Source organism: Paenibacillus sp. PvP094, assembly GCF_040546835.1.
GTDB lineage: Bacteria > Bacillota > Bacilli > Paenibacillales > Paenibacillaceae > Paenibacillus > Paenibacillus illinoisensis.
The window spans coordinates 2854437-2875000 of the sequence record NZ_JBEPOM010000001.1 but is presented as its reverse complement, the minus strand read 5'-3'; the positions used below and the strand labels follow the sequence as shown (position 1 = coordinate 2875000).

Below are 20564 nucleotides of genomic sequence, written 5' to 3'. Positions count from 1 at the left end.
AAAAGTCTCCCACTGTTTTCCTAACCCCTGACGTTTGGCACTTCCAAGTTCAATGAGGCTTCTGGATGCCAGTCCCCCAAACTTGAGACCAAAAGCACAGGCAATGATAATGACGGGAATTTCTATAATTCCGTGCGGTAAAAGTCCCTTTACCACGATATCAAAAAGGCTGGCTCCATTATCTGTGGTGATATGCACTAGAAAACCGATAACCATTCCGTTAATTACTAAAAATATAACAGGCAATATTCCAAAGAAAATTCCTGCATAGATCACGAGCACACTCTTGATGGCATTATTAAAAAAGATAAAGATAAAGAAATTCCATTGCACATTTCCGCTCTGTTCGAGCTGTCTGCTTACCTCTTGAAGTCCGCCTATCTGGTTCAATAATATGTCCTGCAGTGGACCTGTACTTACCCATCCAGCTCCTATCCCTGCAACAAACAATATGACCGACCAGATTAATGCGTTACGAATGGATCCCAGATCCCTTAGAAATGTACTGAATTTTAACATGATAACCTCCTAATGACTGAAGTTGATGGACAAACAAATTTCTCATGCGAATAACTGCGCTGTACGAGCATACATTGGAGAGTAAACAAGCATTTCTTATGGGAGAGGGGCGCTTATTGAAATGAACTCGTTCTATGTATTTAGCGGCAAAAAGATTAAACGTTTCCTGATTGTGCTGGCTGCTGCCGTCTTTGCTATCGGGATTATTTATCTGGAAAGCGGCAATGTTTCAGTATTCTCGGAGGATGCACCGTCGGCTGTCTACAACGTACCCACAGAGAAAAAAGTAATTGCACTTACATTTGATATTAGCTGGGGCGATAAGCGCACGGAACCAATCCTTAAAGTGCTGCAGGATAACAAAGTAGAGAAGGCTACCTTCTTCTTATCCTCCCCCTGGAGCAAAACACACCCCGAGATTGTAACCTCCATCAAGGAAGCGGGATACGAAATTGGCAGCCACGGACATAAGCACGATAATTACAGCAGCATGACCGAAGAAGAAATTCGCAAGGAAATTTCGACAGCTCATAGCATTTTAACCGATTTAACGGGAAAAGAACCGAATCTGCTTCGTCTGCCCAATGGGGATTTTGACAAACGCGTACTTCAAGTAGCCAGCAGTCTTAACTACCAGGTCGTTCAATGGGATACCGACTCACAGGATTGGAAGAATCCAGGTGTACAAACCATCGTAGATCGGGTAGTCAGCAAAGCGCACCCTGGAGATATCGTACTTCTACATGCGAGTGATTCTTCCAAACAAACTCATGAAGCACTGCCAGTCATTATCGATAAATTAAGAAACCAGGGGTATGAATTCGTAACAGTCTCCGAACTGCTGAATCATTCCAGTGCCAAGGGTACAGAAGTCCGAGATCAAGCCAGTGCTCAATAACACTCACAAGATTTACGGTTAACTATAGGCTGTATACTCCATTCTGAAGGTTTGGCATCACATTGGCAGCATAAATGAAAAGAGCTAACCAGGTTAGCTCTTTTTCGCGTTTTATTAAAAAATCCTCAGTAGCGGTCTTCCTTATGCTTGCTCCGTTCTCCCGTTCACCGCCTGCTCTGCAGAACCATCCACCAGCTTATGTAATATTAGCATTTGGTATGCATTACATGCCAGCAACGGGACCACAATAAAGGTGGTAGCGGCATTTACATCAATTCGGAGCACACCGATCGTCTCCACCACGGTTACTGCAATCATGAAAAAGAGCGTTGGGACCATTGCCGAAATATGTGTCTTTTTCACTTTCACGTAAGCGGTAACAATTGCAGCTGCCAAAATAATGATGCCAAGTACGATATCGGACAGACGTTCTCGTCCGCCTCCGACGAACAAACGCAAAAACATGACGTCAAGTAAAGCGAGCACGGTTAAAACAAGCTGAACGATCTGCCATCCGCGTTTCGGAAATACACCTTTGCCCATATAATTCAGTATCAAGTAAGCGAAAAAACCCATCTGAGAATACACACTAATCATCACCCCTGATCCAAATAAAATCAGGAGATACAGCAGAAAATCGATAATTCCGTTCGTTCTCTCCCCGTTCACCAGCATCATAATGAGACCTGTTACTAGCGATCCGGCTGCTCCGATAAGTAAGGCTGTCCAAAATAGGAAAAACCATTTACGTAAATTCAAATGTTTTCCACCCCCGAGAGTTTATTTTACCAACCTTCTCAGCAAAAAACCATCACCATTCAACATATTTAGTGCTTGCCCATCACATACTACATGCAGTATCTAATCAAGGAGGGGTTATGCACATGAAACGGCCTTTGTGGCAGCTAAGCTGCGCCGTATTGGGGCTATCCGTCATGCTTGCCGGCTGCGGTTCAGATCAGAATTCTTCGCCTCCTCAGGGCAGTTATAAAGAGATGAAAACGATGGTCGTGGATATTCTGAAAAGTGATGAAGGCAAGAAGGCTGTAGAAGAAGCTTTAACTGGCCAAAGTTCCTCCGGGGGGTGGCGGCGAAGGTGGAGATTCCGAACAAAGTGGCGGCGGATCGGGTGGCGGGTCTGGAACCATCGGTATGAAAATGTTAATGCCCATGCAATCTTCAGAACAAATACGTATTGCTGTTAAAGATACCATCACGGCTCCCGAGTACCAAAAGGAATTCGAGAAAATCATGACAGATCCACAATTTGCAAGTGAATTTGCCAAAGCCATTAACTCACAAAGCAAGCAGCTGCATATGCAGTTGATTAAAGATCCCACTTATCAGAAATCGGTTGGGGATATCATGAAATCACCGGAAGTGTCCAAAATGTTTATGGACATGACCAAAACCCCAGAGTATCGTAAACAGACCATGACCGTAATGCAAGAAGTCATGCAGAATCCGCTATTTCGGATGGAAGTGCTCACGCTGCTCAAAAAAGTAGTACAGGAAGAACTGCAACCAAAAGTTGAATCCGGCGGTCAAGAACAAGGCGGACAGCAGGAGGGCGGCGGCGGTGGCCAAGAAGGTGAAGGTGGTGGCGGCGGCGACAGTGGAGATGGCGGAAGTGGTGGTGACTCCGGAAGTGGAGGAGGATCATAATCCCTGTCGAGACAGTTAATCCTGATTTCAGGAACGGAACCATGTTATACGTTATAAAAGCCCGCATCCGATGGATGCAGGCTTTTTGATGTTGTGCTGATTTTTTCAATATGCTAAAACTTAGTCTCAATTGTCTGCGCTACTTCATCGTATATGGCACCGATGCGTGTATCAGCCTTATATACAGATGGCGAGAAATCAGGCTCCGATGGATGATTGTCCGGTGAACCGAGAGGAATCTGTGCGAGCAGCTCTGTGTGCAGGCTTTCCGCAAGACGTCCACCGCCCCCACGACCAAAGACATAGTCTTTCTCTCCACATTTGCCACATTCGTAATAAGCCATGTTCTCTACCACACCCAGCAGCTCATGCTCGGTCTGAATCGCCATTGCACCCGCTCTCGCGGCTACAAATGCTGCTGTTGCGTGCGGCGTTGTCACGATGATCTCCTTGCTCTGTGGCAGCATTTGATGCACATCCAGGGCTATGTCACCTGTGCCTGGAGGCAAATCAAGCAGCATGTAGTCCAGTTCTCCCCAATTTACATCTGTAAAGAACTGACGCAGCATGCGACCCAGCATGGGACCACGCCAGATTACAGGGTTATTTTCACGAATGAAAAATCCCATCGACATCACTTTCACACCGAAACGCTCGACCGGCTGAATGATTCCATCCTCTACAACTGGGTATTCTTCAATCCCCATCATATCAGGTACACTGAAACCATAGATGTCCGCATCAATTAATCCAACTTTTTTACCTTGCCGAGCGAGGGCAGCAGCCAGATTCACTGTGACTGTAGATTTACCTACCCCACCTTTGCCACTTGCTACTGCAATATAGCGAACACCCGATTCAGGGCTTAATAACTCATGACCATCCAAACCTGCAGCGTGGCCTTTTACAAGCACTTCTTCGTCATTCTGCTCATTCCCAGGTTGTCCTGCATTCACACTCTCTCGTTCATGTTCTGATGCTGCACGCAGGCGTATATGTACATCCTGAATCCCATGTTGAGACAATAGGTTACGTGCGGCATCACTAAGAGCAGTTGTATCCTCAGTCTGATTGTCCAATGTAACAATGGTCAGTGCCACATGATTTTCTTTTACCATGACATCACGAATCCATTGAAGCTCGGTCAGACTCACTCCCAATTGTGGTTCCTGTAAAGGTTGCAATAGTTCAAGTATCTGTTCTTTTGATATCATCAGACAGCACCTCAGCTTTATCTATTGGCATGTAATTAGGTATGCTGTGTTAATTATAACATTCTCCTTCTCTTTGTAACTAATTTTTGGGACGTTCCCCCGAGGAATACCTCAATATTCCATTATAGATGGAAGCGGCTACTTTACGCTGATATGCTTCATCGGCAAGAAGACGTGCCTCATCCGGATGAGATAAGAAACCAACTTCTACGAGAGCAGACGGAATTTTCAATGCTTGAAGCAGATATACGGTATTTACCGTTTTTGCAATTCGATCTGTATTTTCAAGATTACGGATCATCTCTTGCTGCAACAGATTGGCCAAGCCTTCATTGTCCGGGTGGTTGGGTGTATAAAAGACCTGTGCGCCACTCCAGCGGTTCGAAGGGACACTGTTCATGTGAATGCTGATAAACAGATCTGCCTGCTTGTCTTCAATTCGTCTTACTCTTTGCTTGAGATCTTCTGTCTTCCGTTTGGAATATCCTCTGGTATCTGCCTCTGCAAGATCTGTGTCAATCTCTCGTGTCATGACCACCAGTGCTCCAGCTTGCTGCAGATAGTCCCGTACATACAAAGCAATCGACAAATTGATATCCTTCTCGATGACCCCCTGCTTGCTCACAGCCCCCCCGTCTGGTCCACCATGCCCTGCATCGATCGCAATGACTTTACCTGCTAGCGGCAGCCCCCAATATCCGGACGTCTTCGATGAAGGAAGTTCATACGTCACCACAGCCACCAACATCGCAAGTAGACAGAGGCTTAGCAGCACACGCTTTACTGTACGCAACCGGATCCATACCACAAAATGCTTCCCCATATTTTTACGCATAAAAAAACCACCTCGTCCCTATAAATGACTCTAATCATCTATATGGGACAAGATGGACAAATATACCGTTAGGAGCGGACTTGCTCCGCCATTCCCTTAATCAACACTTCAGCTACCTCAGAACGAGTAAATTCTGGTGGCGGGTACTCTCCATCACGGAGCTGACCACGTACTTTTATACCGGATAACGTCATAGAGGCAGAAGCGATGTCATTTTGTCAGCCCCCTAAATTCTCTTCATAGTGGAGGTTCGATAGAGAAATGTTCAAAGCTATGATCTAAGGTCTAAAGGATGTTCACGCTATTTCGAATACTTTATTTATGAAGTCCGCATTCTGTTTTATCATTACCGGACCATCGTCCTGCACGCGGATCTTCACCTGGCATAACTTGACGGGTGCAATGTTCACAACCAATGCTCGGATAGTTCTGATCATGGAGAGGGTTATATACAACGTTATTGGCCCGAATATATTCCCACACATCCTCAGAAGTCCAATGAGCGATCGGGTTAAATTTCATAAGTCCAAACTTCGTATCGTATTCCACCTTCTTCGCATTAGCACGAGTCGGTGCTTGATCTCTGCGAATTCCCGTGATCCATGCATCATACTTGGAAAGAATACGTGTCAGCGGCTCAACCTTGCGAATATTGCAGCAAGCATTAGGATCCGATTTCCACAATTCCTCTCCATGTTGGGCCGCCTGCTCTTCAGGCGTAATTTTGGGAGAGACACGCACAAAATCCATATTGTATTTCTCTTTCATAAGATCACGAGTCTCATACGTTTCCTTGAAATGAAAATCAGTGTCGAGATAAAAAACATCCGTAGATGGACTTACCTTCTGCAGCATATCTACAAGTACAACATCTTCCGCACCAAAGCTGCATGCAAAAGTGATATTTGGGAATGTCTCAACAGCGTAACGGATAATATCCTCAGGGCTTGCGTTTTCCAATTCTTCTGCTTTCGTCCGAGCAAGATTTTCTTTTTCCAACAAGTTCATTCTGAATTTCCCCCATTCTGCTTTTACCGAAAACTTTAATGCCGACCAATCTAATAAGAATTATGTATAGTATAAATCTTTCAGGGGGGATGTCAATGCCTGCCACATGGTAAAATGATTCATTCGCAGCCCATTTTTGTGAGTGGATTACCAATCATTTTGTGAATACTTAGATTCTCTTTAGGTTCTCTTCAAATGAATCCATTGCAATTAACTTAAGCAGGAAAGAAGGCATTAGAGTCCAATTTGCTATGCTAATCGTGAAATCCTTTGTCCCTATAGGGTTATCTGCATTAAACTGTACTAAAATCCGTAATGATAATGCTTGTGCTAAGACCAAATATGAGATGCAAAGGGACCAACCGTGCATGAAAAAATTTGAATTCTCTGTGCATACATGTAAGTGACTTTTATTGAATTCATAAGAAAAACTGATGATTGGGGTCTCGTATAACCCTGTCTGGAATGATCTATCTGCAGCCAAATCTAAGATGAGAAATAAGCCATGTTAGATCATATACATATGAGAAATTGTTGTTTGAGCAATCCTTGGAACAACTAATCCACGTTTTATAGGCAACAAAAAACCTCTGGCCGAGGCCAGAGGCTTGTAATACATATTAACGTTTGGAGAATTGAGGAGCGCGACGAGCGGCTTTGAGACCGTATTTTTTACGTTCTTTCATCCGTGGGTCACGAGTCAGGAATCCTGCTTTTTTCAGGGAAGCACGGTATTCCGGATCTGCTTTGAGCAGAGCGCGGGAGATACCATGACGGATTGCTCCAGCTTGACCGGAGATTCCGCCACCATGAGCGATAACCAAAACGTCATAGTTGCTAAGCGTTTCTGTCAAAGTCAGTGGTTGTTTTACGATCAGTTTGAGTGTTTCCAAACCGAAGTATTCATTAATATCACGTTTGTTGATGACAATGCGTCCTTCACCCGGTACAAGGCGAACACGAGCTACCGAATGTTTACGACGACCTGTCCCATAGTATTGTACTTGTGCCATGAAACTGTCCTCCTTTTAATTAACCGCGAAGTTCGTAAACTTCTGGTTTTTGTGCTGCATGTGGATGCTCAGTGCCTCTGTACGCTTTAAGTCTCAGCTTCATTTTTTCGCCCATGCGAGTTTTAGGAAGCATACCGCGAACAGCCAATTCCAACATACGTTCCGGTTTGTTTTTAACCATATCTTCTGCAGAAGTTACTTTCAAACCACCTGGGTGCATCGAGTGACGGTAGTATTTCTTGTCTTGCATTTTTTTACCAGTCAATACGATTTTCTCAGCGTTGATGATAACTACGAAATCGCCAGTGTCCACATGTGGAGTGAATTGTGGCTTGTGTTTGCCGCGGATCAAAGCAGCTGCTTCGCTCGCCAAACGTCCGAGCGTTTTGCCTTCGGCATCAATGATGTGCCATTGGCGCTCAACTTCGTTAGGCTTCGCCATGTACGTTGTACGCATGAAAAGTTCCTCCTTAAAATGTTCAAAATCTCATTTTCATTTATCTTCGTTCATTAAGTGATAACTTTAGGTGTTGATGGATAGTTGTTACGATGTGACCCTCTTAATTGGGGCTGTGGGAAAGCCATTAAGAAAACACAACTTTTATATTACATGATAGGAGATTAAATCGCAAGTGTTAATTAACCTTTTCACTCACCAAATTTAATCTTTTTTGTATTCAAGATCCCAGAGCATTAAACCGCAACTTACCGCAGTTGGTCCTGCAGCAGAGCGATTACATGCGGCAATCATATTCGGTACATCAGAGGCTTTCCGTTTGCCCTCTCCGATCTCCAGCAGTGTACCTACAATAATGCGAACCATATGCTGCAAAAAGCCGTTGCCGCTCACATAAATATGAATGACTCCCTGATCGCGCGGATGATCTCTGCACATTGAACGGTCAACCTCTATCCATGCGTCGTATACCGAACGAATATGATTGTCTTTCTGAGACTTGCGAGAAGCAAAGGAGGTGAAATCATACGTACCAATAAAATGACGAAGCCCCTCCTGCATTGCAGTTACGTCTAACCTGGCATGATGATGATATTGCAGCCTTCTGTTGAATACATCCGGAAATTGATTTGCATTGATCGTATAGCGGTACGTCTTCGTTTTCGCTGCATAGCGAGAATGAAACTCAAGCGGTACCTCTATCGCATCAATAACAACAATATCAGAGGGTAATCTAGAATTAAGTGCAATACACCATCTTTCAATCGGGATTTGAGATTCGGTAGCAAAGTTGAAGATCTGCCTGCGAGCATGAACACCCGCGTCAGTTCTACCTGACCCCGTTATCTTGACCGTCTCACCTGTCAATGCATGAATGGCATCTTCAAGATGATCCTGAATCGTATTCCCCCCCGGCTGTACCTGGAAGCCATAATAAGCAGTGCCATCATAAGCAAGCGTCATGCACAAGTTGCGCATCATTACCACACCTTTGTTCCATACTATACATACCCTACCCCGAACAGCAAAAGAAGCCCCTTCCGGAGCTTCTATTACAGCACGAATTCCGAAATGAAGTGAAAAAAAGGGTTAATCCAGAATCAACGACTCTGTCCCCTTTCCTCATCTCATCTGTTTTACGCGCGGTCAACCAGTTCCAAGTAAACCATAGGCGCTGCGTCACCACGACGAGGTCCCAGTTTAAGGATACGAGTGTATCCACCTGGACGCTCAGCGTAACGACCGGACAATTCGCTAAACAGTTTTTGGATTGCATCTTGCTCACCATCGATAGTTTCGCGGCGAACATAAGCTGCCACTTGGCGACGGGCATGAAGATCTCCCTTTTTCGCTTTAGTGATCAGTTTTTCAGCAATAGAGCGAACCTCTTTTGCTTTCGCTTCAGTTGTCTGAATGCGCTCGTACAAGAACAGGTCGGTTACCAGGTCACGGAACAAAGCTTTACGCGCGCTGGAATTACGGCCCAACTTTTGGTATGCCATTGTTTTCCCTCCTTCACTTCAAGCACTCAGCTGTCTATTCTTCTGTACGGAGTCCCAGACCCAATTCTTCGAGCTTCTCTTGAACTTCTTCCAAAGACTTGCGTCCGAGGTTACGGACTTTCATCATGTCTTCTTCCGTTTTCGTAGTCAGCTCTTGCACAGTATTAATACCGGCACGTTTCAGGCAGTTGTAGGAACGAACAGAGAGATCCAGCTCTTCGATCGTCATTTCGAGTACTTTTTCTTTTTTGTCTTCTTCTTTTTCGACCATGATCTCAGCATCTTTCGCTTCGTCTGTAAGACCCACGAAGAGCATCAAATGCTCGGTCAAAATTTTAGCGCCGAGGCTTACAGCCTCTTCAGGACGAATACTTCCGTCTGTCCAAACTTCCAACGTGAGCTTGTCATAGTTGGTTACTTGGCCAACACGCGTATTTTCCACAGCGTAGTTAACGCGGCTGATCGGGGTGAAGATGGAATCGACTGGGATGACGCCGATCGGCTGGTCATCGCGTTTATTCCGATCTGCCTGGACGTAGCCGCGACCGCGATTGGCAAAAATACGCATGTGAAGTCTCGAACCTGGTCCGAGCGTAGCAATGTGCAGATCCGGGTTAAGGATTTCCACATCGGAATCAGCACGGATATCTCCAGCCGTGATTGCTCCTTCGCCTTCAGCATCAATCTCGAGCACTTTCTCCTCATCCGAATGAATTTTAAGCGACAAAGCTTTCAGGTTAAGAATAATCTCCGTTACATCTTCCATTACGCCAGGAACTGTAGCAAATTCATGCAGAACGCCATCGATTTGAACCGAAGACACTGCCGCACCCGGCAGTGACGAGAGCAAGATTCGGCGAAGCGAGTTTCCAAGCGTCGTTCCGTATCCGCGCTCCAGCGGTTCTACTACGAATTTCCCATAGGTGCCATCATCGTTGACGTCAACCGTCTCAATTTTCGGCTTTTCGATTTCAATCACTGCAATACCCCTCCTTCAAAACGTCGGTCCTCTATGAAACATTTACCTTCTCTTGCGAAAACATGTAGTAGTATGCCTAAACAACCATTATTAGCAGATTGTGCTGGATTTATACCACACGCAGGGGCAAATCTCATTAGACACGACGACGTTTTGGAGGACGGCATCCGTTGTGTGGGACTGGAGTTACGTCTTTGATCAGGTTAACTTCCAGACCTGCAGCTTGCAAAGAGCGGATCGCTGCTTCACGGCCTGCGCCTGGTCCTTTAACCATAACCTCAACGGCTTTCATCCCATGTTCCATTGCAGCTTTGGCAGCAGTCTCAGCAGCCATTTGTGCAGCAAACGGAGTCGATTTACGGGAACCTCTGAATCCGAGGCCGCCGGAGCTTGCCCACGAAATTGCGTTTCCGTGAGGATCCGTAATGGTAACGATAGTGTTATTGAAAGTGGAACGGATATGTGCCACGCCAGATTCAATATTTTTACGGTCACGACGTTTAGTACGTACGACTTTTTTCGGTTTAGCCATTTTCTCTTATCCCCCCTTATTATTTCTTCTTGTTCGCTACTGTACGACGAGGACCTTTACGAGTACGAGCATTCGTTTTCGTACGTTGTCCACGAACAGGCAGACCACGACGATGACGAACTCCACGGTAACAACCGATCTCCGTCAAACGTTTAATATTCAAAGAGATTTCACGACGCAGGTCACCTTCTACTTTGACCTCTTTGTCGATACTTTCACGCAATTTGCTGACTTCATCTTCCGTCAAATCACGAACACGAGTGTCCGGATTGATGCCTGTAGAGCTCAGAATTTTCTGGGAAGTCGTTTTACCGATTCCGAAAATATAAGTCAAGGCGATCTCAACGCGCTTATCACGTGGCAAATCCACACCAGCTATACGTGCCATTTTACGCTACACCCCCTTCATTAACCTTGTTTTTGTTTGTGTTTCGGATTTTCACAGATAACCATAACATTCCCTTTGCGGCGAATGACTTTGCATTTTTCGCAAATCGGTTTGACCGAAGGTCTTACCTTCATGTGAATTACCTCCTCAAAGTTCTGCTTAGCAAAACTCTCTTCGTAAGCATTGACCTCGTTTTACCATTGTAAAACCGGCTTCGAAGCTTTCGCAAGTTTTGCCGGGCAAAACCCGCTTCAAGCTTCACAGTTCATTGCAACTGTCTACTACTATTTACGGTAAGTTATACGTCCTTTTGTCAGATCATAAGGCGATAACTGAACAACTACTTTGTCACCAGTCAGGATACGGATAAAGTGCATCCGCAGCTTGCCGGAAACGTGAGCGAGAATTTGATGACCGTTCTCAAGCTCAACCTTGAATGTTGCATTCGGCAGCGGTTCAAGAACCGTGCCTTCCACTTCAATGACATCTTCCTTGGCCATTAGTCAGTCTCCTTTCTCTTCAGCTTGAATGTTGGTGGATTCCAGAAACGAATGAACCGCATAGCGGAGCTTTCCGTTTGTCACCCGACCACTCTCGTTTAAACTGTTTACAACCTCGCTGCTGATCATCGGCTGGAGCTCCAGATGAAGAATATTCTTCTTCTTGGGTTGATCAAACTTACGTTTGTCTCCATCCGCTATATACACGAACCTACTGTCCGCTATAGCAACAATTACCGCGGCTTGGTCCGCATTGCGGCCTTTACGGATCTTCACAAGTTGACCGAGCTGCGGATTAGACTGATTATTCATGCCTCATCACCTACGCATTCAGTTTTGTGAAAATTTCCATGCCATCTGGTGTAACTGCTACGGTGTGTTCAAAGTGGGCACATAACGATCCGTCAACAGTAACGACAGTCCAGTTATCTTCCAACGTTTTCACATACCGGCTACCTGCGTTAACCATCGGCTCTATGGCCAGCACCATGCCCGCTTTAAGCCGTGGTCCCCGATCAGGAAGACCATAGTTCGGAATTTGGGGTTCTTCGTGCAGATCCGCTCCTATGCCGTGACCGACATATTCCCGAACTACCGAAAAACCGGCATCCTCAATATATTTCTGAATCGCATGAGATATAGTAAACAAGCGAATGTCCGGTTTAACCAGCGCCAGACCTGCGTATAACGAAGCCTCGGTAACGTCCAGAAGACGACGGGCTTCTTCGGAAATACGGCCGACCGGATAAGTCCAGGCAGAATCTCCATGATACCCCTGGTACTGCGCGCCAATGTCAAACGTAACGATATCGCCCTCGTTCAACTTGCGTTTGCCGGGAAATCCATGCACCAACTCTTCATTTACTGAAGCGCACACACTGGCAGGAAAACCGTTATAACCTTTGAAAGACGGCACAGCTCCTTGACTGCGGATGTATTGATCGGCCATATGGTCAAGTTCTCCAGTCGTAATACCGGGAGCGATATGCTCTGCCAAGAGACGATGCGTTTCCGCAACGATTCTCCCTGCTTCCCTCATCAAGCCCAGTTCCGTTTCGGACTTACCAATGATCATTCAATTAACCTCGCAGTAAGGACACGATCTCTTGAGAGACTTGATCAATATCCTGTTCTCCGTTCATTTGACGAAGAAGACCTTTGTTCTCATAAAACGTGAGGAGTGGTGCTGTTTTGTTGATATATTCGTCAAGACGGGTTCCTACGCTCTCTTCGTTATCATCCGAGCGTTGGTACAACTCGCCGCCGCATTTATCACAAATACCTTCCTGCTTAGGCGGATTGAATACGACATGATAAGTGGCGCCACAGTTTTTGCAAATGCGACGACCCGTCAAACGAGCCAGCAATTTGTCGCGGTCCACTTTCAGGTTGATTACATGATCGAGACCTGAGTTCAGTCGGTCCAGGATGCCATCAAGCGCTTCTGCTTGAGACAGGGTTCTTGGAAAACCATCCAAGAGGAAACCTTCTCTGCAGTCAGGCTGCTGCAATCGTTCTTCAACGATGCCGATGGTTACATCATCTGGTACAAGCAATCCTTGATCCATATATTCCTTGGCTTTCAGGCCAATGGGAGTTCCCTGCTTAATCGCCAGACGAAATGCATCGCCTGTTGAAATGTGGGGAATACCGAACTCTTTCACGATGACGTCTGCTTGCGTTCCTTTTCCTGCCCCCGGAGGGCCCATGAATAGGATGTTCACGTTATGTCACTCCCTCCAAGACTACCCTACATCAACAAACAGCACAATAGGTGCCGGCAAGTAAATCTTAGCTTGACCGGTACCTATTGCCTATTTATTGATAAAACCTTTGTAGTGGCGTTTGATCAATTGGCTTTCGATTTGCTTCATGGTATCGAGCGCAACACCGATAACGATCAGGAGAGACGTTCCTCCAATTTGCGCCGATTGAGGCAAACCAGAAAGTGCCCCTAAGAATACAGGCAGAACGGAAATGACTGCCAAGAAGATGGCTCCGGCCATTGTCAAACGAGTCATGACACGGGTCAGATATTTCTCGGTTGCTTTACCCGGACGAATGCCTGGGATGTAACCGCCGTTCTTTTTCATATTATCAGCCATCTGCTGTGGATTCATCTGTACAAAAGTATAGAAGAAAGTGAAACCGAAGATCATCACGACATACAATAACATACCCAGAGGTTTGTGAGTAGTCAGATTTTGTCCGATCCACTGTGCCCATAAACGATCAGCCCAGAAGTTGGCGATAATCGTTGGGAACATCAACAGAGATGAAGCAAAGATGACAGGGATAACACCTGCTGCGTTAATCTTCAGCGGGATATGTGTATTCTGTCCACCGTACATTTTGTTACCTACGACGCGTTTCGCGTACTGTACAGGAATTTTCCGAATCGCCTGCTGAATGTAAATGACACCGATGATAATCAACACAATAACAATTGCGACGATTACACCTTTAAGGATGTTCATGAACAACTGATCAGGTTGAATGAAGTCGGACTCGATTGTCTGTTTGATAATGTTAGGCACCGTTGAGAGGATACCCGCAAAGATCAAAATCGAAATCCCGTTTCCTATGCCCTTCTCGGTGATCTGCTCACCAAGCCACATCAGGAATGAAGTACCGGCCGTAAGTACAATCGCGATCAAGATATAATCAGCAAAAGTGGCGTTAGGCACCATCTCTGTATTGTACAAGCGGTTGAATCCGATCGACGTACCAAACGCTTGAATCAATGCCAGACCGATCGTTAAATAACGAGTCAGCTGAGCTGATTTTTTCTTACCTTGTTCACCTTGCTTAGCCCATTCCGCTAACTTAGGGATAACGTCCATGGAAAGCAACTGTACTATGATAGACGCAGTGATGTAAGGTACGATCCCGAGTGCAAAGATCGAGAACTGGAACAGTGCTCCACCCGAGAACGTATTGAGAAGTCCAAAAACTTCTTTACCCGCAGAATTTGTCGCTTCGAAAACCTCTTTGTTTACTCCAGGTACTGGAACGAAGGATCCGATGCGGTAAATGATCAGTACAAAAAGGGTAAATAATACCCTTTTGCGCAGATCTTCAACCCGCCAGATATTCTTTAGGGTCTTGAACATTAAATCACCTCGGTTGTACCGCCGGCAGCTTCAATTTTCTCCACCGCAGATTGAGAAAACTTGTTAGCTTTAACAGTCAGCTTCACAGTGACTTCACCGTTACCCAGGATCTTGATTCCGGATTTAGCGTTTTTAACTACGCCGTTCGTCATCAAGAATTCTGGAGTTACTTCAGTACCCGCAGCAAAACTGTTCAGGTCTTCAATATTCACAACCGCATATTCCTTGCGAGTTGGGTTTACGAAACCACGTTTTGGCAAGCGACGATACAATGGATTTTGTCCACCTTCGAAGCCCGGACGTACACCACCGCCGGAACGAGCGTTTTGTCCTTTGTGACCGCGACCTGATGTTTTACCCGTACCACTACTTGGACCGCGACCAAGACGTTTACGCTCTTTGCGGGATCCAGGAGCTGGGGAAAGCTCATGTAACTTCATCGTTCGTTGCACCTCCTTAAAGATTTATGGGAATATCCCGTATTAAGCTTCTACTTCTTTAACAGCTACCAAGTGACTTACTTTGTTAATCATACCACGAATGGCTGGATTATCGTTTTGAACCACTTTGCTGTTGATTTTGCGCAAGCCCAATGTTTTCACAGTTGTTCTTTGCGTCTCCGGACGTCCGATCAAGCTGCGGACGAGGGTAATTTCCAATTTAGCCATGAGATTCCCTCCTTAACCCAGAAGCTCTTCGACGGATTTTCCGCGCAGTTTAGCCACGTCTTCAGCACGCTTCAAACGGGACAAACCTTCCAAAGTCGCATTGACCATGTTCATGGAATTCGAAGAACCCAGAGATTTTGTCAAAATGTCACCTACACCAGCAAGTTCGAGAACCGCACGTACAGGACCACCAGCGATAACACCAGTACCTTCAGATGCTGGTTTCAACAGAACGCGTCCTGCGCCGAACTTACCTGTTACCAAGTGAGGAATCGATGTTCCTACGAGTGGAACGTGTACAAGGTTTTTCTTAGCGTCTTCAATACCTTTGCGAATTGCATCAGGTACTTCGCCCGCTTTACCGATACCAGCTCCAACCCAGCCGTTGCCGTCGCCGACTACAACCAGTGCGCTAAAGCTGAAACGGCGTCCGCCTTTTACTACTTTAGCTACGCGATTAATATTTACAACTCTTTCAGTCAGTTCCAAAGTATTCGGATCTACACGCAAGTCGTTAACCTCCTTTTGAAAAATATCTTAAAACTCAAGTCCTGCTTCACGAGCCGCTTCAGCCAATGCTGCGATACGACCATGGTACAGATATCCGCTACGGTCAAATACGATGTTAGAAACGCCTTTGTCTTTCGCACGTTTTGCAACGAGTTCGCCAACTTTACGAGCTGACTCAACAGAAGCGCCGTTTTTGATGTCGCTGCTCAGTTCTTTGTCTACAGTAGACGCGGAAGCGATCGTTACACCAGCTACGTCATCGATAATTTGAGCGTACATATGTTTACCAGAACGGAATACGTTCAAACGAGGACGTGCTGCCGTTCCTTGGATTTTCTTACGAACACGCAGGTGTCTTTTCAGACGAGCCTTGTTTTTATCTTGTTTCGTAATCATCTCAGGGATTCACTCCTTTCAGGTTACCTCGCTGGCTTCAAACCGGAAGCCACGGGGTATATTAGAAACACACGAAGCAAGCAAGCCGAAAGCCGCGCAAAGGCGGTAAGAGAAATCTTATTTCTTCTTACCGGCTTTACCTTCCTTACGGATGATACGCTCGCCTTCATATTTAATACCTTTACCTTTGTACGGCTCAGGTTCACGAACGGAACGGATTTTAGCAGCGTAAGCACCTACGCGCTCTTTGTCGATCCCGCGAACGATGATTTTTGTATTCGAAGGAACTTCGAATTCAATTCCCGCTTCCGGTGTAATTTCAACCGGGTGAGAGTATCCAACGTTCAGAACGATTTTATCTCCGGATTTGCTTGCACGATATCCGACCCCAACCAACTCCAGAGATTTTGCGAATCCTTCAGTAACGCCGCTCACCATGTTGCTTACAACGCTGCGCGTTGTGCCGTGCAAAGAACGGTGAGTTTTGTTATCGGAAGGACGCACAACTGTAATTTCGTTGTTCTCAACTGTAACCTTCATGTCTTTATGAAGTTCACGAGTCAGAGTTCCTTTTGGTCCTTTTACCGTAATAACGGTGTTGTCCAGTGTGATGTCCACACCACTTGGTACTGTAATTGGTTTGCGACCAATACGAGACATATGTTGCACCTCCTATCTTGTGACGTTATATTACCAAACGTAGCAAACGACTTCTCCGCCGGATTTCGATTGACGAGCTTCTTTGTCCGTCATAACACCTTTGGATGTCGAGATGATCGCGATACCCAGGCCACCAAGTACACGAGGTACTTCGTTGCTTTTCGTGTAAACACGAAGACCAGGTTTACTGATTCTTTTCAGACCAGTGATAACGCGCTCGTTATTTTGACCGTATTTCAGGAAAACACGGATAATCCCTTGTTTGTTATCATCGATAACTTCAGCGTCACGGATGAAACCTTCACGCTTCAGGATATCGGCGATTTGTTTTTTCATTGTCGAAGCAGGCATTTCTACTGTTTCGTGACGAACAGTGTTCGCGTTACGAATACGAGTAAGCATATCTGCAATTGGATCAGACATAGTCATTGTGAGTTAACCTCCTTCCCGTTCAGGACTTTTTACCAGCTTGCTTTTTTCACGCCAGGAATCTGGCCTTTATAAGCTAATTCACGGAAGCAAATTCTGCAAATTTTGAACTTTTGCAGCACCGAATGTGGACGTCCGCAACGCTCACAGCGTGTATAAGAACGCACTTTAAACTTTGGTGTACGTTGTTGTTTAACTTTCATCGAAGTTTTTGCCACTTTAGCCTGACACCTCCTAAATAATTTCGGAGAAAAGGGAGTCCTTCCAGACACCCGGAAACGTTATGCCAACTTTATTTTACGAAAGGCATTCCCAGTTGCGTGAGCAACTCACGGGACTCTTCGTCTGTTTTCGCCGTTGTTACAATAACAATGTCCATACCGCGGACTTTGTCTACTTTATCATACTCGATCTCTGGGAAGATCAATTGTTCTTTCAGACCCAGTGTGTAGTTACCACGTCCGTCGAACGCTTTGCTCGATACACCGCGGAAGTCGCGGACACGAGGCAATGTAACGTTAAACAATTTATCGAGGAAGTAGTACATACGCTCGCCGCGCAATGTAACTTTCACACCGATAGGCATGTTCTCACGCAGTTTGAAACCTGCGATAGATTTTTTAGCACGAGTGATTACAGGTTTTTGACCTGCGATCAGTTGCAAATCGTTTACTGCGGAATCCAACACTTTGGAGTTTTGGACAGCGTCGCCCACACCCATGTTGATAACGATTTTCTCGATTTTAGGCACTTGCATTACCGTTGTATAGTTAAACTTCTGCATCAAACCAGGAGCGATTTCTTGCAGGTAACGTTCTTTCATTCTTGATGCCATGAATCATAGCCCTCCTTTCTCATTCGGTTCAATTAGTCGATAATTTCTCCGGAACGTTTAGCAACGCGCACTTTCTTTCCGTTATCCAACACTTTGTAACCAACACGGGTTACTTTTCCGCTCTTTGGATCGATGTGCATCACGTTGGAAACGTGAATCGGAGCTTCCTTCTCGATAATGCCGCCTTGCGGATTTTGCTGGTTAGGCTTCTGGTGTTTTTTAATCATGTTAACACCTTCCACAAGGACGCGGTTCTCACGAGGATAAGCAGCGATGACACGGCCTTTTTTACCTTTGTCTTTACCGCTGATCACCATAACCGTATCTTCTTTTTTAACGTGAAGTTTGTTGTTATGGGATTCCAGAACTTTTTTCACTCTTGGCATTTCGTACACCTCCTGTTTCTAAACATCACGAGCTTAATCTATTAGATAACCTCTGGGGCCAAGGAAACGATTTTCATGAAGTCTTTCTCGCGAAGTTCACGAGCAACAGGTCCGAAAATACGTGTTCCACGTGGGCTTCTGTCGTCTTTTACAACAACAGCTGCATTTTCATCAAAACCGATGTAGGAACCGTCTTTACGACGTACAGAACGTTTCGTACGAACGACAACCGCTCTAACTACATCACCTTTTTTGACAACGCCGCCTGGTGTTGCTTGTTTTACAGAACAAACGATCAGATCACCGATTTGTGCTGTACGACGTCCCGTACCGCCGAGTACGCGGATACACATCAGTTCCTTCGCACCGGAGTTGTCGGCTACAGCCAAACGTGTAAATGGTTGAATCATTTAGTATTCCTCCTTCCAGCTATGCTGATAATGCATTAGATGATAACCGCTTTTTCTACGATTTCAGTAAGTCTCCAGCGTTTATCTTTCGAAAGCGGACGAGTCTCCATGATTTTCACCGTGTCACCGATTTTCGCAGTGTTTTCTTCGTCATGCGCTTTGAACTTTTTAGTAACCTTGATGCGTTTATGGTACAATTTATGGTTTTTGTAAGTTTCTACAGCAACAACAATCGTTTTATCCATTTTATCGCTAACAACTTTACCAGTTTGCACTTTACGTGCGTTACGTTCTTCGCTCATTGTTGGCCTCCTTCCTGATTACGGACGGAATGTATATCCGACCTCTAATTAACCGATACCCAGTTCTCTTTCACGGATGATGGTTTTAGCACGAGCTATTTCTTTCCGCACATCACGGATTCGAGTCGGGTTATCCAGCTGACCGGTAGCGAGTTGAAAGCGGAGGTTAAAGAGTTCTTCTTTAAATCCGGCAATCTTTTGCTCGATTTCAGCAGAGGTTAGGTTGCGAAATTCACTAGCTTTCATTTGCTTCACCACCCAATTCTTCACGTTTCACAAACTTCGTTTTGATTGGCAGTTTGTGAGCGGCAAGACGCATCGCTTCGCGTGCGATCTCCTCCGGTACACCAGCAAGTTCAAACATGATCTTACCTGGTTTCACAACTGCAACCCATTTTTCTACGTTACCTTTACCGCTACCCATCCGAACCTCGAGAGGCTTTTGAGTGATTGGTTTGTCAGGGAAAATTTTGATCCAGACTTTACCACCACGTTTGATGTAACGAGTCATCGCAATACGAGCCGCTTCGATTTGACGGTTCGTAATCCAAGCCGGTTCCGTAGCTTGCAGACCGTATTCGCCAAAGTTCAGCGTAGTTCCGCCTTTTGCTTGGCCTTTCATATGTCCACGTTGTTGCTTACGGTGTTTTACACGTTTTGGTACCAACATGATTAGTTGCCTCCTTCCTTAGCAGCTTGTTTCTTAGCCGTAGGAAGAACCTCTCCACGATAGATCCATACTTTTACGCCGATACGGCCGTAAGTTGTATGAGCCTCTGCTGTACCGTAGTCGATGTCGGCACGAAGCGTGTGCAGTGGAACAGTTCCTTCGCTGTAGCCTTCCGAACGTGCGATCTCAGCTCCGCCAAGACGTCCGCCCACTTGAGTTTTAATACCTTTTGCACCAGAGCGCATAGTTCTTTGAATAGCTTGTTTCAGAGCACGACGGAAAGAAACGCGACGTTCCAGTTGTTGTGCAATGCTTTCTGCTACCAGGATTGCGTCCAGGTCTTGGTTCTTAATTTCAGAGATGTTGATGTGTACTTTTTTACCGCCAGCAATTTTCGTAATTTGGTTACGAAGATTCTCAACTTCAGATCCACCTTTACCGATTACCATACCTGGTTTCGCTGTGTGAATCGTTACGTTCACGCGGTTAGCCGCTCTCTCGATTTCAACACGAGACATAGCGGAGTCTTTCAATTTATTTTTCAGGAATTCACGAATTTTCACGTCTTCCATCAAAAGATCACCGAAGTCTTTGCCTGCATACCATTTAGATTCCCAGTCACGGATAACTCCGACACGGAGTCCGACCGGATTTACCTTTTGGCCCACACGTTTT

The 20564-nt window shown here is 45.6% G+C and carries 33 protein-coding genes and 2 pseudogenes (1 of these 35 only partly in view); 2 read left to right on the top strand and 33 right to left on the bottom strand.

All coding sequences use genetic code 11. The features are described from left to right. Positions 1-519 carry the 5' portion of a stage II sporulation protein M gene (locus tag ABIC22_RS13185; RefSeq protein ID WP_127540960.1) on the bottom strand. 99 nt of this gene lie to the left of the window's left edge, so only the first 519 of its 618 coding nucleotides appear in the window; the start codon lies at positions 517-519; its stop codon lies off the left edge, out of view. Between the two features lie 121 nt (positions 520-640). Here ABIC22_RS13185 and pdaB point away from each other — a divergent pair, with 121 nt between their 5' ends. Then, on the top strand, positions 641-1417 hold the full coding sequence (pdaB, locus tag ABIC22_RS13180) for a polysaccharide deacetylase family sporulation protein PdaB (RefSeq protein ID WP_110756607.1): 777 nt from the start codon (positions 641-643) through the stop codon (positions 1415-1417). A gap of 141 nt (positions 1418-1558) precedes the next feature. Here pdaB and ABIC22_RS13175 read toward each other — a convergent pair whose 3' ends face one another. After that, the gene (locus ABIC22_RS13175; protein WP_127540958.1) at positions 1559-2176 is read right to left on the bottom strand and encodes a KinB-signaling pathway activation protein; all 618 of its coding nucleotides are present in this window, start codon (positions 2174-2176) and stop codon (positions 1559-1561) included. A gap of 125 nt (positions 2177-2301) precedes the next feature. Here ABIC22_RS13175 and gerD point away from each other — a divergent pair. After that, positions 2302-3082: pseudogene (gene gerD / locus ABIC22_RS13170) on the top strand (spore germination lipoprotein GerD). Between the two features lie 113 nt (positions 3083-3195). Here the strand turns inward: gerD and ABIC22_RS13165 are convergent. From ABIC22_RS13165 to rpsC, 31 genes and pseudogenes are all read right to left on the bottom strand, one after another. Next, complete coding sequence (locus tag ABIC22_RS13165; protein WP_354481319.1) at positions 3196-4296, bottom strand: Mrp/NBP35 family ATP-binding protein; 1101 nt, start codon at positions 4294-4296, stop codon at positions 3196-3198. A gap of 79 nt (positions 4297-4375) precedes the next feature. Continuing rightward, positions 4376-5131 (bottom strand): N-acetylmuramoyl-L-alanine amidase CwlD, encoded by a 756-nt coding sequence (gene cwlD / locus ABIC22_RS13160; RefSeq protein ID WP_354481316.1) that lies wholly within the window; start codon positions 5129-5131, stop codon positions 4376-4378. A 68-nt stretch (positions 5132-5199) separates the two neighbouring features. Then, positions 5200-5325: pseudogene (sat, locus tag ABIC22_RS13155) on the bottom strand (sulfate adenylyltransferase); the annotation flags it as partial. Between the two features lie 121 nt (positions 5326-5446). Further along, complete coding sequence (locus tag ABIC22_RS13150) at positions 5447-6139, bottom strand: phosphoadenylyl-sulfate reductase (protein WP_354481314.1); 693 nt, start codon at positions 6137-6139, stop codon at positions 5447-5449. A 620-nt stretch (positions 6140-6759) separates the two neighbouring features. Then, positions 6760-7152 carry a 30S ribosomal protein S9 gene (rpsI, locus tag ABIC22_RS13145; protein ID WP_056697740.1) on the bottom strand — a complete coding sequence of 131 codons (393 nt, stop codon included), beginning with the start codon at positions 7150-7152 and terminating at the stop codon, positions 6760-6762. Between the two features lie 19 nt (positions 7153-7171). Next, entirely contained in the window at positions 7172-7609 is a 438-nt protein-coding gene (gene rplM, locus ABIC22_RS13140; RefSeq protein WP_127540947.1) for a 50S ribosomal protein L13, read from the bottom strand. Between the two features lie 204 nt (positions 7610-7813). Continuing rightward, entirely contained in the window at positions 7814-8587 is a 774-nt protein-coding gene (truA, locus tag ABIC22_RS13135) for a tRNA pseudouridine(38-40) synthase TruA (protein WP_354485955.1), read from the bottom strand. A 158-nt stretch (positions 8588-8745) separates the two neighbouring features. Further along, the gene (gene rplQ / locus ABIC22_RS13130; protein WP_017692102.1) at positions 8746-9111 is read right to left on the bottom strand and encodes a 50S ribosomal protein L17; all 366 of its coding nucleotides are present in this window, start codon (positions 9109-9111) and stop codon (positions 8746-8748) included. 34 nt (positions 9112-9145) lie between these two features. Then, positions 9146-10090, bottom strand: a complete 945-nt coding sequence (locus tag ABIC22_RS13125) for a DNA-directed RNA polymerase subunit alpha (protein WP_024633566.1) — start codon at positions 10088-10090, stop codon at positions 9146-9148. A 136-nt stretch (positions 10091-10226) separates the two neighbouring features. After that, positions 10227-10622: a 30S ribosomal protein S11 gene (rpsK, locus tag ABIC22_RS13120; RefSeq protein ID WP_017692100.1), complete on the bottom strand. Its 396-nt coding sequence runs from the start codon at positions 10620-10622 to the stop codon at positions 10227-10229. 19 nt (positions 10623-10641) lie between these two features. Next, positions 10642-11010 carry a 30S ribosomal protein S13 gene (rpsM, locus tag ABIC22_RS13115; RefSeq protein ID WP_095293406.1) on the bottom strand — a complete coding sequence of 123 codons (369 nt, stop codon included), beginning with the start codon at positions 11008-11010 and terminating at the stop codon, positions 10642-10644. Positions 11011-11030: 20 nt separating this feature from the next. Beyond that, entirely contained in the window at positions 11031-11144 is a 114-nt protein-coding gene (gene rpmJ / locus ABIC22_RS13110) for a 50S ribosomal protein L36 (RefSeq protein ID WP_003333770.1), read from the bottom strand. 150 nt (positions 11145-11294) lie between these two features. After that, the gene (gene infA / locus ABIC22_RS13105) at positions 11295-11510 is read right to left on the bottom strand and encodes a translation initiation factor IF-1 (RefSeq protein WP_017692098.1); all 216 of its coding nucleotides are present in this window, start codon (positions 11508-11510) and stop codon (positions 11295-11297) included. A gap of 3 nt (positions 11511-11513) precedes the next feature. Further along, on the bottom strand, positions 11514-11822 hold the full coding sequence (locus ABIC22_RS13100; RefSeq protein WP_095293407.1) for a KOW domain-containing RNA-binding protein: 309 nt from the start codon (positions 11820-11822) through the stop codon (positions 11514-11516). Positions 11823-11832: 10 nt separating this feature from the next. Then, positions 11833-12585, bottom strand: coding sequence for a type I methionyl aminopeptidase (map, locus tag ABIC22_RS13095; RefSeq protein ID WP_127540943.1), 753 nt, complete (start codon positions 12583-12585; stop codon positions 11833-11835). 4 nt (positions 12586-12589) lie between these two features. Further along, positions 12590-13234 carry an adenylate kinase gene (locus tag ABIC22_RS13090; protein ID WP_095293409.1) on the bottom strand — a complete coding sequence of 215 codons (645 nt, stop codon included), beginning with the start codon at positions 13232-13234 and terminating at the stop codon, positions 12590-12592. Positions 13235-13324: 90 nt separating this feature from the next. Beyond that, a complete protein-coding gene (gene secY / locus ABIC22_RS13085; protein ID WP_095293410.1) occupies positions 13325-14623 on the bottom strand; it encodes a preprotein translocase subunit SecY in 1299 nt (432 codons plus the stop codon). Continuing rightward, positions 14623-15063: a 50S ribosomal protein L15 gene (gene rplO / locus ABIC22_RS13080; protein ID WP_095293411.1), complete on the bottom strand. Its 441-nt coding sequence runs from the start codon at positions 15061-15063 to the stop codon at positions 14623-14625. Before rplO ends, secY begins: the two co-directional genes overlap by 1 nt. Positions 15064-15105: 42 nt before the next feature. Then, on the bottom strand, positions 15106-15291 hold the full coding sequence (gene rpmD / locus ABIC22_RS13075) for a 50S ribosomal protein L30 (RefSeq protein WP_017692092.1): 186 nt from the start codon (positions 15289-15291) through the stop codon (positions 15106-15108). A gap of 12 nt (positions 15292-15303) precedes the next feature. Next, positions 15304-15801 carry a 30S ribosomal protein S5 gene (gene rpsE / locus ABIC22_RS13070; RefSeq protein WP_017692091.1) on the bottom strand — a complete coding sequence of 166 codons (498 nt, stop codon included), beginning with the start codon at positions 15799-15801 and terminating at the stop codon, positions 15304-15306. 27 nt (positions 15802-15828) lie between these two features. Next, positions 15829-16197 carry a 50S ribosomal protein L18 gene (gene rplR / locus ABIC22_RS13065; protein WP_095293412.1) on the bottom strand — a complete coding sequence of 123 codons (369 nt, stop codon included), beginning with the start codon at positions 16195-16197 and terminating at the stop codon, positions 15829-15831. Positions 16198-16314: 117 nt separating this feature from the next. Next, a complete protein-coding gene (gene rplF, locus ABIC22_RS13060) occupies positions 16315-16857 on the bottom strand; it encodes a 50S ribosomal protein L6 (protein WP_090924669.1) in 543 nt (180 codons plus the stop codon). Between the two features lie 30 nt (positions 16858-16887). Beyond that, entirely contained in the window at positions 16888-17286 is a 399-nt protein-coding gene (rpsH, locus tag ABIC22_RS13055) for a 30S ribosomal protein S8 (protein WP_095293413.1), read from the bottom strand. A 32-nt stretch (positions 17287-17318) separates the two neighbouring features. Further along, complete coding sequence (locus ABIC22_RS13050; RefSeq protein ID WP_095362279.1) at positions 17319-17504, bottom strand: type Z 30S ribosomal protein S14; 186 nt, start codon at positions 17502-17504, stop codon at positions 17319-17321. A 74-nt stretch (positions 17505-17578) separates the two neighbouring features. Further along, positions 17579-18121, bottom strand: coding sequence for a 50S ribosomal protein L5 (gene rplE / locus ABIC22_RS13045; protein ID WP_095293414.1), 543 nt, complete (start codon positions 18119-18121; stop codon positions 17579-17581). Between the two features lie 32 nt (positions 18122-18153). Then, a complete protein-coding gene (gene rplX / locus ABIC22_RS13040; RefSeq protein WP_024633578.1) occupies positions 18154-18507 on the bottom strand; it encodes a 50S ribosomal protein L24 in 354 nt (117 codons plus the stop codon). A 41-nt stretch (positions 18508-18548) separates the two neighbouring features. Continuing rightward, positions 18549-18917 carry a 50S ribosomal protein L14 gene (gene rplN / locus ABIC22_RS13035; RefSeq protein ID WP_090905289.1) on the bottom strand — a complete coding sequence of 123 codons (369 nt, stop codon included), beginning with the start codon at positions 18915-18917 and terminating at the stop codon, positions 18549-18551. 35 nt (positions 18918-18952) lie between these two features. Continuing rightward, on the bottom strand, positions 18953-19219 hold the full coding sequence (rpsQ, locus tag ABIC22_RS13030; RefSeq protein WP_095293415.1) for a 30S ribosomal protein S17: 267 nt from the start codon (positions 19217-19219) through the stop codon (positions 18953-18955). Positions 19220-19267: 48 nt separating this feature from the next. After that, on the bottom strand, positions 19268-19465 hold the full coding sequence (gene rpmC, locus ABIC22_RS13025) for a 50S ribosomal protein L29 (RefSeq protein ID WP_017692083.1): 198 nt from the start codon (positions 19463-19465) through the stop codon (positions 19268-19270). After that, positions 19455-19889 (bottom strand): 50S ribosomal protein L16, encoded by a 435-nt coding sequence (gene rplP, locus ABIC22_RS13020; RefSeq protein ID WP_017692082.1) that lies wholly within the window; start codon positions 19887-19889, stop codon positions 19455-19457. Before rplP ends, rpmC begins: the two co-directional genes overlap by 11 nt. Positions 19890-19891: 2 nt before the next feature. Beyond that, complete coding sequence (gene rpsC, locus ABIC22_RS13015) at positions 19892-20557, bottom strand: 30S ribosomal protein S3 (protein WP_090924673.1); 666 nt, start codon at positions 20555-20557, stop codon at positions 19892-19894. Positions 20558-20564: the final 7 nt, after the last annotated feature.

Coding starts and splice junctions, on each gene's coding strand:
- pdaB (WP_110756607.1), top strand. CDS start 641: ATGAACTCGTTCTATGTATTTAGCGGCAAAAAGATTAAACGTTTCCTG.
- ABIC22_RS13165 (WP_354481319.1), bottom strand. CDS start 4,296: ATGATATCAAAAGAACAGATACTTGAACTATTGCAACCTTTACAGGAA.
- cwlD (WP_354481316.1), bottom strand. CDS start 5,131: ATGCGTAAAAATATGGGGAAGCATTTTGTGGTATGGATCCGGTTGCGT.
- ABIC22_RS13150 (WP_354481314.1), bottom strand. CDS start 6,139: ATGAACTTGTTGGAAAAAGAAAATCTTGCTCGGACGAAAGCAGAAGAA.
- rpsI (WP_056697740.1), bottom strand. CDS start 7,152: ATGGCACAAGTACAATACTATGGGACAGGTCGTCGTAAACATTCGGTA.
- rplM (WP_127540947.1), bottom strand. CDS start 7,609: ATGCGTACAACGTACATGGCGAAGCCTAACGAAGTTGAGCGCCAATGG.
- truA (WP_354485955.1), bottom strand. CDS start 8,587: ATGCGCAACTTGTGCATGACGCTTGCTTATGATGGCACTGCTTATTAT.
- rplQ (WP_017692102.1), bottom strand. CDS start 9,111: ATGGCATACCAAAAGTTGGGCCGTAATTCCAGCGCGCGTAAAGCTTTG.
- rpsK (WP_017692100.1), bottom strand. CDS start 10,622: ATGGCTAAACCGAAAAAAGTCGTACGTACTAAACGTCGTGACCGTAAA.
- rpsM (WP_095293406.1), bottom strand. CDS start 11,010: ATGGCACGTATAGCTGGTGTGGATTTGCCACGTGATAAGCGCGTTGAG.
- rpmJ (WP_003333770.1), bottom strand. CDS start 11,144: ATGAAGGTAAGACCTTCGGTCAAACCGATTTGCGAAAAATGCAAAGTC.
- infA (WP_017692098.1), bottom strand. CDS start 11,510: ATGGCCAAGGAAGATGTCATTGAAGTGGAAGGCACGGTTCTTGAACCG.
- ABIC22_RS13100 (WP_095293407.1), bottom strand. CDS start 11,822: ATGAATAATCAGTCTAATCCGCAGCTCGGTCAACTTGTGAAGATCCGT.
- map (WP_127540943.1), bottom strand. CDS start 12,585: ATGATCATTGGTAAGTCCGAAACGGAACTGGGCTTGATGAGGGAAGCA.
- secY (WP_095293410.1), bottom strand. CDS start 14,623: ATGTTCAAGACCCTAAAGAATATCTGGCGGGTTGAAGATCTGCGCAAA.
- rplO (WP_095293411.1), bottom strand. CDS start 15,063: ATGAAGTTACATGAGCTTTCCCCAGCTCCTGGATCCCGCAAAGAGCGT.
- rpmD (WP_017692092.1), bottom strand. CDS start 15,291: ATGGCTAAATTGGAAATTACCCTCGTCCGCAGCTTGATCGGACGTCCG.
- rplR (WP_095293412.1), bottom strand. CDS start 16,197: ATGATTACGAAACAAGATAAAAACAAGGCTCGTCTGAAAAGACACCTG.
- rplF (WP_090924669.1), bottom strand. CDS start 16,857: ATGTCTCGTATTGGTCGCAAACCAATTACAGTACCAAGTGGTGTGGAC.
- rpsH (WP_095293413.1), bottom strand. CDS start 17,286: ATGACTATGTCTGATCCAATTGCAGATATGCTTACTCGTATTCGTAAC.
- rplE (WP_095293414.1), bottom strand. CDS start 18,121: ATGGCATCAAGAATGAAAGAACGTTACCTGCAAGAAATCGCTCCTGGT.
- rplX (WP_024633578.1), bottom strand. CDS start 18,507: ATGCCAAGAGTGAAAAAAGTTCTGGAATCCCATAACAACAAACTTCAC.
- rplN (WP_090905289.1), bottom strand. CDS start 18,917: ATGATTCAACCATTTACACGTTTGGCTGTAGCCGACAACTCCGGTGCG.
- rpsQ (WP_095293415.1), bottom strand. CDS start 19,219: ATGAGCGAAGAACGTAACGCACGTAAAGTGCAAACTGGTAAAGTTGTT.
- rpmC (WP_017692083.1), bottom strand. CDS start 19,465: ATGAAAGCTAGTGAATTTCGCAACCTAACCTCTGCTGAAATCGAGCAA.
- rplP (WP_017692082.1), bottom strand. CDS start 19,889: ATGTTGGTACCAAAACGTGTAAAACACCGTAAGCAACAACGTGGACAT.